This window comes from Bacillus cereus group sp. BfR-BA-01524 (genome assembly GCF_022662595.1).
In the GTDB taxonomy this organism is placed as follows: domain Bacteria; phylum Bacillota; class Bacilli; order Bacillales; family Bacillaceae_G; genus Bacillus_A; species Bacillus_A thuringiensis_S.
Window position 1 is genome coordinate 21,250 of the sequence record NZ_JAKUDW010000028.1, and the last position, 13,286, is coordinate 34,535.

Genomic DNA, 13,286 nt, shown 5'->3' on the forward strand with positions numbered 1-13,286 from the left:
GGAGGGAATACCATGAGTGAAGAAAAAAAAGATTCTTCTCGCCCACCGGTTCGTAATTACTTAAAGCAAATTGATGATTTCTTCGAGCAAACACCTCTTCGCAATGTAATCGCTGATTTAAATCATTTTTTCCAAAAAGGAAACCGTTTATTAACATTCCCTGTAGATTTATATGAAGTTGGTGAAGAACTCGTCGTTACAGCTGAACTACCAGGTATACAAAAAGAACAAATCCAAATTGAAATACAAAGTGAATACTTAAAAGTCTCTGTAAAAGAAGAGATACTCGAAGAGGAAGAAGAAGAACAAACATCCCATAACTATTATCGCCGAGAACGTTCCATTTCAGAAGCATCAAGATTGATTAAGTTGCCGTATTCAATTAATAAAAAAGCAGCGAAAGCTTCTTATCAAAACGGCGTATTAGAAATTCGGGCGCCGAAACTTCCCCAGCAACATGACATTTTATCCATAGACTAATGCAAAAAAAATAAGGGTGCTATGCACCCTTATTTTTAATCCACTAATCGCTTCATATCACGTATAATGTCTTCGTATGGCGTATTACTAATGCCACTATACTTTTTCATTACTTTTCCGTTTTGATCAATTAAATAAAATGATGTACCATGCATGACCTGACCGTTCTCCGGCTTATCCACAAGTGATTGGAAATTATCTTTTGAAAACTTTGTAATATCTTCTAACGAATATCCCGTTAATAAATTCCAGTTACTAGTATCCTCTGTAAACTTTTGAATAAAAGCTTTCAGATTTTCTGGTTTATCAAGGTCTGGATCTACACTAAATGAAACAAACTGAACGTCTATCTTCTCTTCTTTTGCCATCTTTTGCAGCTTGGCCATATTTGCAGTCATTGGTGGACAAACTGTTTGACAATTTGTGAACATAAAATCTGCAACCCAAACTTTCCCTTTTAAATCTTTTGTACCAAATTGCTTTCCATCTTGATTTGTAAATTGGAAAGTTTCTAAATCCCAATTTAATGGTTTACGAAGCTTTGAACCTGATTCACTACATCCAGCAAGTACAAAGAGACAAAATACAACCATAAGACCAATTATTTTTTGATAACGCTTCATTTATAAACCTCTTTTCTCTATCCTAAATTTAAATAGGTTATGTTTATAATAACAAAAGTTAACACTACGAGAAAATTGTTTACTACATTTGTTCACGAAATCGTACGAATTTACGTATGTTACTTCTTTATTTCAAGCGAATTACTAGACAAAATATATTTTTTTACTATTATTTCTATAAATCGAAGTGATAAAACTAATTTTATTGTTACTTTTGTAAATATCTCTCCCTATTTTTTAACAATTCCTTAAACATTAATCCATGTTTTACACTGTATTCCTTAACAACATTTCGGTACAATACAAATACAACGATTTTAAATGAGGTGATGTTCATGGCAAAGCGCTATGAAAATATGGATAATGTTAGTACAAAAAAATCAATTCGCTCTTTTTTACGCTGGCGTAAAGAGCGAAAGCAAAACAAAAAAGATTTTTCTTTCTTAGTAGAACAATCACCCGTTAAACAAAGTGCATTTTTGCAAAGTAATGTTGAAAAAACGACTGTCACATGGATTGGGCATTCTACTTTTCTAATCCAAACGAATGGACTTAATATATTAACAGATCCAGTATGGGCCAATAAATTAAAGCTAGTTCCAAGACTTACAGAACCTGGACTCTCTATAGAAGCACTACCTAAAATTGATATTGTCCTTATTTCACATGGTCATTATGATCATTTAGATTTTTCAACTCTTCGTCAGTTGAATGATGATGTTCTATATCTTGTACCTATTGGATTAAAACAATTATTTACTCGTAAGAAATTTAAACATGTAGAAGAGTATAAATGGTGGGAAAGTACGAAAATTAACGAAGTTTCTTTTCACTTCGTACCTGCTCAGCACTGGACGAGAAGATTCTTATTTGATATGAATACGTCTCACTGGGGCGGATGGATTATTGATAATGAAACGACTATGGAAACCATATATTTTTGTGGTGACAGTGGCTATTTCCAAGGTTTCAAAGAAATTGGTGAACGCTTTTTAATTGATATTGCTCTTATGCCCATTGGCGCTTATGAACCAGAATGGTTTATGAAAGTATCTCATGTTTCACCTGAAGAGGCTGTGCAAGCTTATTTAGATTTAAACGCTACGCATTTTATACCGATGCATTACGGAGCTTTTGCACTCGCCGATGAAACACCTCGTGAAGCAATAACTAGACTTCGAAATAATTGGAATTTGCGCATGTTACCATGGGAACAACTGCATGTACTCTTTTTAGGCCAAACTTTTATTTATAGTAACGCAACAAAAGATAAGCAAGTAAATGAAAAAATTGAAATTTTACATGTGTAACGTAACGACTGATTTCCTATATCCAACATATAATATAGAAAATCCTATAAAGAAACTTTAATCAGTGGGAGTTTCTTTATCCCCACTGATTATTAACCTTCACCAATCGGGCTTTTACGGACAGCCCGCCACCTAACCTCTTTGCTCCAGCTAAATTTTGAGGTGGGAGTTTTACTGTCCGCAAATAGCGGGATAAAGGGTGTTTTCTATGAATGAATATTTACAGACTCGCTATATCATTAGCGGTAGTGCCTGTATAGCTCTTCTTATTTCTTACTTTCTATTTACATAAAAAAGCTACTTGAAATATATTTTCAAGTAGCTTTTTTATTACTCTGCTAAATACATAAACCCGATTGCACCCGGACCTGTATGAGTACTAATTATAGGCGTTGTATAGAAAATTTCTGATTGAGCAAACCCACTCACTTTTTCAACCGCTGCTTTCATACTTTCAGCTAAAGGAATTGCTTTCGCATGCGGAATTGCAACAGCCTTTACAACTTTTCCAGCTGTATCTTGCTCAAATAACTTAGCTAATGTTTTTACAATTTGGCCTTGGCTACGAACTTTCGTTACAGGATTATAAACACCATCTTCAAGACTAGCAATTGGCTTTATATTAAGTAGCGAACCGATAAACGCTTTTCCTTTACCGATACGTCCACCCTTCACTAAGTTTTCTAATGTATCTACTACTACATATAAACGAGTATTCTTTCTTACTTCATCTACACGTTTTAAAATTTCTTCTAGTGAACGTCCTTCATTTGCCATTTTTGCAGCTTCAATCACTTGATATGCTAAAGCATGTGTAATAAATTGAGAATCAACAACTGTTACTTTTGTATCGGTCATTGATGCAGCACTATTTGCAGTTGCTACAGTACCACTCATTCCACTTGTCATATGAATGGAAAGTACTTCACTTCCATCTTCACCTAACTTGTCGTACATTTCTACAAATGTACCCATTGCAGGTTGTGATGTTTTTGGTAGTTCCTCTGATTTAATCATTTCTTCAATAAATTCATCTGGTTGTAGATCAACGCGATCTAAATATGTTTGTCCATTTACAGAGATTGATAATGGTAGAACATGAATGTCATACTTCTCGATTACCTCTTGTGATAAATCTGCCGTTGAATCTGTTACAATTTTAATTTTTTGCATATTATATTCTTCCCTTTCCAATACGCTCTCCTTGTTATTATACTAGTATTCCCACTGCTTTCAACAATTTGGAACGAAATTTCATCAAATTAATTATATTTTTATATCTAAAATGAAAAAGACAGAGCTCCTAACCCTGTCTCTACTCTATATCATGCATTTTTTTCAAGAGTATTTGTTTTATATACATTTAAATAATCATTCCACTTCAAACAATTTTGTAAATATTCACGGAAAGAATATGAAAATCTTGGATGTTTTTGTTTTTGAATTTTTGCAATAAATAATTGAAGACGAGACTGAATTAGAAACGATAATGGATGCTGTGCCTGTAGGACAGGGATTTCGAATATTTTAATACAATCCCCTGTTGAATGAGTGAAATAAAAACTTTTCGTAATCACAATATCAATCCTCTTTTTCATTGGATTTTTGAACTTCCTCTACTTTGCGCTGTAAGACGTTGTTTAAAGTGGAGTAAAATCAGACTTATATGATTTCTGTAGTCCTTATGGCTAGAAGATTTATACTCTATTCATCTCCACCTAATCCATCTTCCCGTCCTAAATATCGCTGAGACGGGAATCTCATTATCCATCAATTGTTTAATACATTTAGTATAAGCTTATAAAAGCGCAAAGTTTGTCTAAATTTTGGAGATTCTATAATTTTTTTCTTCTATATATTGTATACGTTTATAGCTATAGTATAACAAATAAATAAAAAAGTGCCTTTATAACGAGGCACTTTTCGACTGCATTTCTTCTCTTTTCTTTTTCCTCTTACTTACAACCTTTGATAAAGCAATACTTACTTCATAAATACAAATAAGCGGCACCGCAACTAAACTATGAGATAAAAAGTCAGGCGGTGATATACAAGATGCAATGATAATTAATGCTACGTAAGCATACCTTCTTATTTTTATTAAAAATTCCGCCGTAAGTATTCCAATACTAGTTAAAAACATTACAACGACTGGCAATTCAAAAATCACAGCAAATGGAACTGTTAAATTAAGTACAAAATGAAAATACTTTTCTGTCGTAAACATCGTATTAAACATTTCATTACCTATTGTAGTTAAAAAGTGAAATAGAAACGGCATTACAATAAAGTATCCAAAACATAAACCTGCGATAAATAATATAGACAATACCGGTATATACATTATTGTCATCTTTTGTTCATTTGGATGTAAACCCGGTTTTACAAATAACCAAATTTGTATAGCAGCAAAAGGAATTGTACAAACGATAGCAAATACTGTAGCAATCGAGAAAAAAATCCACAATACATCACTTGGACCGAGAACAGTTAATTTCATTGGTAAATCTTTTACAAGCCAAAAATAAATATCCTTTGTAAAAGTAAATCCAATAATTAAAAATAGTACAAAGGATAACACTGTATATATTACTCTTTTTCGAAGCTCAACAATATGTTCTACTACGCTCATTTCCCGATCTTCCATCTCGTTCACCACACTTTATTTATCCATTACAAGGAAAATACATTACAGTTTTTCTTTCTTTTCCTTTTCTTGAAATGCGTCATCTGTCAATTCTTTCGTTGATTTTTTAAACTCTTTTAACGTTTCCCCTAAAGCCTTCCCGATTTCCGGCAATTTTTTAGGTCCAAATAAAATGAGTACTGCTACTAAAATTAAAATTAACCCTGGAAAGCCAATATTTGAAAACATTTCCCCATCCCCTTTATTAGTAGTTTCCTTGTCCTACTATTACATAATTTTATTTTGTCAAAAAAGTTTGAAAACGTCAACAAATCCATTGCCTTTTGTCAAAAAAATTCAAAAATATAATCAATTATACAAATTTCATTTTCTATTGCTCTTGTGTATGATATGGTAAGGGAAATGACATATTATTTTATGATAGTAGAAAGGATTTGCATTATGACTGAAAAAATGACACGAATGACCCAATTTGTAAAAGAAGAAATTGCAAATGCAATTACACATGGTATCGGTGCCATTTTAAGCATCCCTGCCTTAATCATATTGATTATTCATGCTTCTAAGCACGGTACCGCATCAGCTGTAGTCGCATTTACTGTTTATGGTGTAAGCATGTTCTTACTGTACTTGTTTTCAACATTGCTACATAGCATTCATCATCCTAAAGTAGAAAAAATATTTACTATTTTAGATCATTCAGCCATTTACTTATTGATTGCTGGCACGTATACTCCTTTTCTACTTATTACACTTCGTGGCCCATTAGGATGGACGTTGCTTGCTATAATTTGGACACTTGCAATCGGAGGTATCGTCTTCAAAATCTTCTTTGTACGTCGCTTTATAAAGGCATCAACTTTATGTTACATCATTATGGGCTGGCTCATAATCGTTGCCATTAAACCACTTTATGAAAATCTAACTGGACATGGTTTTTCACTGCTTTTAGCTGGTGGAATTTTATATTCTGTCGGAGCTATATTCTTCCTTTGGGAAAAGCTACCTTTCAACCATGCCATATGGCACCTGTTCGTTTTAGGTGGTAGTGCGATGATGTTCTTCTGTGTACTCTTTTACGTCTTACCTACAGCATAATAAAAAAGGTTTCAGCTTACTATAAGCTGAAACCTTTTTTATTACTTATGTAATTGTGATGCGATAACTTCCTGTGTATGCTTCGTTAATTCTTTAATATCCATATTCGCATACTCTTCAGGTGTAATCGGCTTAGAAATTGTTACTGTTGCATGAGCTGACTTCATACGATTTCCATTCGCTTCAAACATCTTATATGTACCATCTAACGTTACAGGTAAAATTGCTACACCTGACTTTACTGCAAGATGGAAACTACCAGCCTTAAACTCTCCAACTTCGCCACCTTTACTTCTCGTTCCTTCTGGGAAAATTACGATAGAATGTCCATTCTTTAATAGTTCGATTCCATCTTTAATTGCTTTAAGAGATTGACGACGATCGCTACGATCCATAAATACACAATTCATAAGTTCCATCCAAGTTGGTACAACTGGGAACTTTTTAATCTCTGCTTTTGACACGAATCCAATTGGTTTATTTAAGTAACCTAGTAAAACAGGGATATCCATATTACTTTGGTGATTACTTACAACTAGTACCGGCTTGTCTTTCGGAACATTTTCAAGCCCTTTCACTTCTACTGTCCCTCCAGCTACACGTACCATTTTCTTACCAAACCAATTTGTCGTTTTGTACACAGCATTATCTTTTTCTTTTGGCGCCATCGTATTTACTTGTCTTTTAAGACGCCACATTCTCGGTGTAATCGCAATTACAATTAAAATTAAATAAAAGATTTTAAAAAACGTTTGAATCATACAGAACCCCCACCTATTATCATTCCGACCTTCATTATACTAGACAAACGAAGGAAAAAGAAGAAAAAAAGTCCAAACATCAAGTGTTCGGACTTTTTAAGCATTCTATATTAGAAACGTTTTGCTAATTCACGAGCATTAGCAATTGCCGCTTCTTTAATTTCTTGTGCTTTTTCAGGGTTTGCATTCATACCTTCAACTGCAATATAATCAGTATCATTTACACCGACAAATCCTAATACAGTTTTTAAGTGATTGCGTCCGAAGTCTACAGCTGCGTATGCTCCTTCAGAATATACGCCACCTGTTGCTTGAATGTGAAGTGCTTTTTTACCTTCTAATAAGCCGACTGGACCATTTTCAGTATATTTGAATGTTTTACCTGCGATTGCTACGTTATCTAAGTATGCTTTTACTACTGGTGGATAGCTAAAGTTCCACATTGGAGTTACGAATACATAACGATCTGCATGCATAAATGTTTCTAAGTTTGTGTTCATTGCTGCTACTTTTTGTTGTTGAGCTTCCGTTAAAGTTTCAAAGCCTTCACCTGCTGCAAATTTACCCCAAGCAGCAAATACATCTGCATCGATTGCTGGTACAGTAGTATTGAATAGATCAATTGTTACAACTTCGTCTTGTGGATGCTCGTTTTTATAAGCCTCGATGAAAGCTTCCCCTACTGCCATTCCGAAAGAACCTTCTGCTGAATTTGGATTTGCTGTGATAAATAGTACTTTTGTCATTGTATTCTCTCCCTTTTCTCTCTTTATCTTCAATTCAAGATTTGTTTTTTAAAAGTTAATAACTTACCTTATGTAAGTATAATACAAAAAGTTTTAATCAATGTCAATAAAAAATAGCTACTTTTTTTTCGTAAGTTAATGATTTATTTTGTTTCTCTAAAATTTAGTATACAGATATTAAGAATTCTCATACAAAAAGGCTACCTCTATAAATTATAGAGGTAGCCTTTTATTACATATTATTTTTGAAAAACATGTTTTACTTTTTCAGCTGGAATGTTACTTCCGCCTCTACCTTTTACATCTTCAATCATCATTGTAATGACCATATCTGGCGAATTCAAATCAAATGCAGCGAACCAGCCTAGTTCTTTTCCTTCGGCTTCTTTAGATACTTTTAATTCCGCTGTACCTGTTTTTCCAGCAAGAGTCATTCCATCAATCTTAGCAATTTTCCCTGTACCATCCGGATCATTAATTACTTTCGTCATAGCAGTTTTTAATATATCCTGATTTCCTTTAGAAATTACATTTTCTTTCCAAGCTTTTGGTTGTTTATCTGTTTTAATAATATACGGTGATGGAATCGTTCCATCATTTACAATTGGCGCATACGTTAAAGCTAAATGAAGAGGAGTCATTAATACTTGTCCTTGTCCATATCCTGTATCTGCCATTTGAATATCATTTTTAATACCGTCATTTGCAATTTTAGAAGCAGGGAATCCATATTCAATTGGTAGTTTCTCATCGAATCCGAATTTTTTCGCTTCACTCATAAACTTGTCTTTTCCGATTTTCAACGCTTCTTGTGCGAAGTAAATATTATCCGAGTATTTCATCGCCTTATCAAAATCAATCGGATTTGCATCTTTCACACGCGTTACATAATAATTACCCCAAGAAGAATCTTTTGTCCATTTTAACCCTTCAATTTTTAACTCTTCTTTCGGATCGATCGTTTTCGTTTCAAGACCAATTGCAGCTGTAATTGGTTTAAATACAGAACCTGGTACCGATAATTGTGTAAAGCGATTCGTCATCGGTTTTTTCGGATCATTATTCCAAGCTTCGCGTTGCGCTTTCGATGTTCCTCGTGCAATTAAATTAGGATCATATGCTGGACTACTTACTAGTGCAATTGTTTCTCCACTTTTCGGATTAATTGCTGCACTTGAACCAGCTTCGCCCTTCATTTCATTGTAAGTTTTTTCTTGAACAGCACTATCAATAGTTAAAGTTACGTTTTCTCCATCAACAGCATCTGTTTTTGCCAAGTTTTTAATTTCTTTTCCTTGTGCATCTTCTACAAAGACACGGCCACCTTTTTTACCGCGTAGCTTTTCCTCTAATACTTGCTCTAAACCAGCTTTACCAACTGGATCATCAGCTTGATAGCCTTTCTTTTGAAGCGTTTTTAAATCTTCAGCATTTACCTTTCCGATATAACCAGTTAGATGAGCTGCCGCTTCCCCTAATGGATATGTACGAACATTTACAGGTTTTGTTGAAACACCTGCTAAATCAATATACGTATTTTGCGTTGCCCCTTCAGGCAAAATTCCAATTGGTACGAGATACCCTGGTTTTACCCATTTAGCAGCTAATTTTTGATCAATTTCTTCTACAGTCATATTTAACAACTTCGCTACTGTCTCTTTCGTTTGCGGAGCAGTATCGTCTAATTTTTCTGGAACTATTCCAATTTCAGAAGCTTTCCCATTTGTTGCAAGACCTTTTCCATTACGATCGTATATTTCACCACGTTTTGGCTGTGTCGTCTGCATACGCACTTTACTATCTTTCGTCATGCCAGGGAAAATAAAATCAGGAGTCCAATCTATTTTCCAAGATTCTTTATCTCCATCTTTTTCTTTCACCATTTTTGCTTCATGGCCAAAAGTAATTTTACCACCAACTGTATCCATGCTTACTTTAAAAGGAACAGGGCCTTCATCTTTTTTATCTTCTTTTACTTCCCCTGTTTCTACCTTTAAGTCGTTCACTTCGATACCAGAATAAATTTTTTCATATTTCTCAGTAAACTCTTTCTTTGAAATATCTTTTTTTGCATTTTTTGATAGTTGATCATACATATCTGCAAATTTTTGTTTATTCCATGCTTTTACATATGTATCAAACGCTTCTTGTGGTTTTTCTTCTTTACCGCATCCAACTAACATGAATGCTAAGCAAAGAAAAAGAATCCCCCATATCTTTCTCAATCCATTCTCCTCCTCTTTCTATATTAGTACTTTTGCAAATTTTAGCATTTTTTACATGCTACCTATCATTATAGCACTATCGAATCTCATCTATAAACTTATATTGGTGAATATAAATAAAAAGATTGATGCGAATTCTCACATCAATCTTTTTATTTATTGTTGTTTCTCATATACGTGGTAATAATACGTATACGGGTTTTTTTCATCCGTTAAACCTTTTTCTACAAAAATCTCTTCCCAATTTGTCATATCTATTTCTGGGAAGAATGTATCTCCTTCAAATGCATGATGGATTTTTGTTATATATAACTTGTCTACATAAGGTAAAAAGAGATCGTAAATTTGCGCTCCGCCAAAAATAAAAATCTCTTCTTCATTTTTACATAGTTCGAATACTTCTTCTACAGAATGAACAACTTCACATCCTTCAACGTGATATCCTTCATTACGAGTTACAATAATATTACGTCTTCCAGGCAGCGGTCTACCAATCGCTTCATAGTTCTTTCTTCCCATAATAAGCGGGTGACCCATCGTTGTTTTCTTCACGTATTGTAATTCACTCGGTAAACGCCAAGGTAAATTATTATCTTTACCGATTACTCTATTTTCGTCCATTGCGACCATAAATGAAACAATCATTTTTTCATCTCCTCTACAATTATACTGCAACCGGTGCTTTAATTGCTGGATGTGGATCATATCCTTCAATCGTTAAATCTTCCATTTCAAAATCGAAAACAGATTTCACATCTGGATTTAATGTAAGTTTCGGGAATGGACGTGCTTCACGTGCCAATTGCTTTTCTACTTGTTCAAAATGATTTGTATAAATATGTGCATCACCAATTGTATGAACAAATTCCCCTACTTCAAGACCACATTCATGTGCAATTAGATGTGTTAGTAGTGAATAACTTGCGATGTTAAATGGTATTCCAAGGAATATGTCACCACTTCTTTGATATAGCTGACAAGAAAGCTTTCCGTCCGCTACATAAAACTGGAATAATGTATGACAAGGGGGTAATGCCATACTTGGTACGTCTTCAGGATTCCAAGCAGAAACGATTAAACGACGTGAGTCTGGTGTTTTTTTAATCATTTCAATTACATCTTTTAATTGATCAAGTGTCTCACCAGCTGTCGTTTTCCAAGCTCGCCACTGTTTACCGTAAACGTCACCTAAATAACCATATTTATTTGAGAAATCATCATCTTCTAAAACTTTCTTTTTAAACAATTCCATCTGCTCATCGTACTGTACTTTAAATTCTTCATCTTGTTGTGAGCGAAGACCAAAATCCGTCATGTCAGGACCAGTATACTCATCACTTTCTACCCAGCTCTTAAACGCCCATTCATTCCAAATGTTATTATTATGCTGCAATAAATAGCGAATATTTGTATCACCTTTCATAAACCAAAGTAGTTCACTTGCTACAAGGCGAAATGGTACTCTTTTTGTCGTTAATAAAGGAAATCCTTTACTCAAATCAAAACGCATTTGATATCCAAATACAGATACAGTTCCTGTCCCTGTACGATCTTCTTTCTTCGTACCATGTTCCATTACATGGCGGCATAAATTTAAGTATTCATTTTCAGCATGTTTCATATGTAGGAAAACCTTCTTTCAATCGTATATGCAATTTATCATAACATGAAAAATGGTAAATTTAATAATCCTAATTAATAAAATTTCTTCCGCTAATTCTTACAAAATTATTAACTTTCCAAATTTAAAAAGGTTTTCATTTTCTATTACCGAAAGTATAGTGCGGTAGAACAAAATTTATATTTGGAGGTTAGAAGTATGTCTAAAATTGAAACGCCTGTTATGACTTCTTTACAAACAACGGTTGAAAAAATGATGAAGAATTTAAATGTTCCTGGTGCTGCTGTAGCTGTTATAAAAGACGGTGAAGTTATTATTTCAGAAGGTTTCGGCTATCGTAATATAGAAACAAAAGAGGCTGTTACAGCGAATACCCGGTTCGCAATCGGTTCCTCAACGAAAGCGTTTGGCACACTTTCATTAAGCTTGTTAGCACAGCAAAAAAAGTTTAATTGGGATACTCCTATCCATTCTTATATACCTAACTTTACTTTATCTGAACTACTTGCTAGCTCACAAGTTACAGGACGGGATTTAGCTTCTCATCGAACTGGAGTGAGTCGTCATGATGCTCTTTGGTACAACTCTTCCTTATCTCGACAAGATCTCGTTGAAAAAATAAAACATTTACCACTTGATACACCGTTCCGGACTGCATTTCTATATAACAACTTAATGTATGCAACAATTAGCTGCATTGTTGAAAACATTACAAATCAAACGTGGGAGCAATATACTACAGAACATATTTTAGAACCTTTAAATATGAGACATACAAACTTCTCTGTTAACGATTCACAAACTACAGATGATTACGCTTTACCTTACATTGAAAATGACGGTGAAATAAAAGTAGTTCCATTCCGTAACATCGATACAGTTGGCGCTGCTGGGTGTATTAATTCTACAATTGAAGATATGGCAAATTGGGTACTTCTCCACTTAAACGAAGGAAAATTTGGAGATCATGAATTAATCTCCTCTGAATTATTACAACAAATGTATACACCACACAATTCAATTCCAGACCAACCCGTTTTATCACTCCCTGAATCTCCATTAAATAGTTACGGTCTTGGTTGGTTTATTAGCGCTTATCGTGGTAAAAAAGTAATTCATCATGGCGGTAATATCGATGGATTTTCAGCACTTGTTTCATTCATACCAACAGAAAACATAGGCCTTGTCATTTTAACGAATGCTGGAGGAACATTACTTCCTACTTATCTCGCTAATCAAATTTATGACGAACTACTTGAATTAGAATCCATTGATTGGCATAAACGTGCTGTAGAAGATACTAAAAAAATGAAGGAAATGATGAAAGAAGCAACTGAATCGCTCCCTGAACAAATTAAAGGGACTACACCTTCGCACAAGTTAGAGGATTATACTGGTACTTTTGAACATCCTGCATACGGAACATTACAAGTATACAAACGAGATGATTCGTTATATGTACAATTTATGGAAATGGATATTCAATTAGGGCATCATCATTACGACATCTTCTCTGCAAAAGTTGACTTATTCCAAATAAAAATGAGCTTATTATTCGCTTATGAAATGAATGTAAGTGGTGAATTCCCATCCCTTCAGTTACATGTACCAGCTACATTAAGTACTCAGCCGCTTACATTTAAGAAAATTAAATAATTATTTTAATAGAGGGAAGATACACTTCCCTCTATTTTTATATTCTCATCCAAATAAAGGATTTTACGTATAGAACAAGGAATCCTTTTATTTAGTTATTTAAACTATAAGGAGGAAAA

14 protein-coding genes are annotated in these 13,286 nt (G+C 34.0%); 4 read left to right on the top strand and 10 right to left on the bottom strand.

Features of this window, described 5'->3' with window-relative positions:
* The first annotated feature begins 12 nt into the window (after positions 1–12).
* Entirely contained in the window at positions 13–480 is a 468-nt protein-coding gene (locus tag MR170_RS12360; protein ID WP_016081782.1) for an Hsp20/alpha crystallin family protein, read from the top strand.
* Positions 481–515: 35 nt separating this feature from the next.
* Here the strand turns inward: MR170_RS12360 and MR170_RS12365 are convergent, their stop codons facing one another.
* Positions 516–1,103: an SCO family protein gene (locus MR170_RS12365; protein WP_000833332.1), complete on the bottom strand. Its 588-nt coding sequence runs from the start codon at positions 1,101–1,103 to the stop codon at positions 516–518.
* Positions 1,104–1,438: 335 nt separating this feature from the next.
* On the opposite strand from MR170_RS12365, the gene MR170_RS12370 reads away from it, so the two are divergent.
* A complete protein-coding gene (locus MR170_RS12370; protein WP_029442214.1) occupies positions 1,439–2,413 on the top strand; it encodes an MBL fold metallo-hydrolase in 975 nt (324 codons plus the stop codon).
* 330 nt (positions 2,414–2,743) lie between these two features.
* Here the strand turns inward: MR170_RS12370 and MR170_RS12375 are convergent, their stop codons facing one another.
* From MR170_RS12375 to MR170_RS12390, 4 genes are all read right to left on the bottom strand, one after another.
* The gene (locus MR170_RS12375) at positions 2,744–3,586 is read right to left on the bottom strand and encodes a DegV family protein (RefSeq protein ID WP_029948540.1); all 843 of its coding nucleotides are present in this window, start codon (positions 3,584–3,586) and stop codon (positions 2,744–2,746) included.
* A 152-nt stretch (positions 3,587–3,738) separates the two neighbouring features.
* Positions 3,739–3,990, bottom strand: a complete 252-nt coding sequence (locus tag MR170_RS12380; protein WP_000629012.1) for a DUF2535 family protein — start codon at positions 3,988–3,990, stop codon at positions 3,739–3,741.
* A gap of 329 nt (positions 3,991–4,319) precedes the next feature.
* The gene (gene tatC, locus MR170_RS12385; protein ID WP_000390119.1) at positions 4,320–5,060 is read right to left on the bottom strand and encodes a twin-arginine translocase subunit TatC; all 741 of its coding nucleotides are present in this window, start codon (positions 5,058–5,060) and stop codon (positions 4,320–4,322) included.
* Positions 5,061–5,102: 42 nt separating this feature from the next.
* Positions 5,103–5,288 carry a twin-arginine translocase TatA/TatE family subunit gene (locus tag MR170_RS12390; RefSeq protein ID WP_000492442.1) on the bottom strand — a complete coding sequence of 62 codons (186 nt, stop codon included), beginning with the start codon at positions 5,286–5,288 and terminating at the stop codon, positions 5,103–5,105.
* A gap of 213 nt (positions 5,289–5,501) precedes the next feature.
* On the opposite strand from MR170_RS12390, the gene trhA reads away from it, so the two are divergent.
* Positions 5,502–6,158 (top strand): PAQR family membrane homeostasis protein TrhA, encoded by a 657-nt coding sequence (gene trhA / locus MR170_RS12395; protein ID WP_000136889.1) that lies wholly within the window; start codon positions 5,502–5,504, stop codon positions 6,156–6,158.
* 41 nt (positions 6,159–6,199) lie between these two features.
* Here trhA and MR170_RS12400 read toward each other — a convergent pair whose 3' ends face one another.
* The 5 genes from MR170_RS12400 to MR170_RS12420 form a co-directional block, all read right to left on the bottom strand.
* Positions 6,200–6,919 (bottom strand): lysophospholipid acyltransferase family protein, encoded by a 720-nt coding sequence (locus MR170_RS12400; protein ID WP_000616582.1) that lies wholly within the window; start codon positions 6,917–6,919, stop codon positions 6,200–6,202.
* Positions 6,920–7,029: 110 nt separating this feature from the next.
* Positions 7,030–7,665: an FMN-dependent NADH-azoreductase gene (locus tag MR170_RS12405; RefSeq protein WP_000170028.1), complete on the bottom strand. Its 636-nt coding sequence runs from the start codon at positions 7,663–7,665 to the stop codon at positions 7,030–7,032.
* 239 nt (positions 7,666–7,904) lie between these two features.
* A complete protein-coding gene (gene pbpC, locus MR170_RS12410; RefSeq protein WP_098472047.1) occupies positions 7,905–9,890 on the bottom strand; it encodes a penicillin-binding protein 3 in 1,986 nt (661 codons plus the stop codon).
* 156 nt (positions 9,891–10,046) lie between these two features.
* A complete protein-coding gene (locus tag MR170_RS12415) occupies positions 10,047–10,535 on the bottom strand; it encodes a dihydrofolate reductase (RefSeq protein WP_016081787.1) in 489 nt (162 codons plus the stop codon).
* A gap of 19 nt (positions 10,536–10,554) precedes the next feature.
* Positions 10,555–11,511, bottom strand: coding sequence for a thymidylate synthase (locus MR170_RS12420; protein ID WP_016081788.1), 957 nt, complete (start codon positions 11,509–11,511; stop codon positions 10,555–10,557).
* 198 nt (positions 11,512–11,709) lie between these two features.
* Between MR170_RS12420 and MR170_RS12425 the strand changes: the two genes are divergently transcribed.
* On the top strand, positions 11,710–13,167 hold the full coding sequence (locus MR170_RS12425; protein ID WP_242308359.1) for a serine hydrolase: 1,458 nt from the start codon (positions 11,710–11,712) through the stop codon (positions 13,165–13,167).
* Positions 13,168–13,286 lie beyond the last annotated feature (119 nt).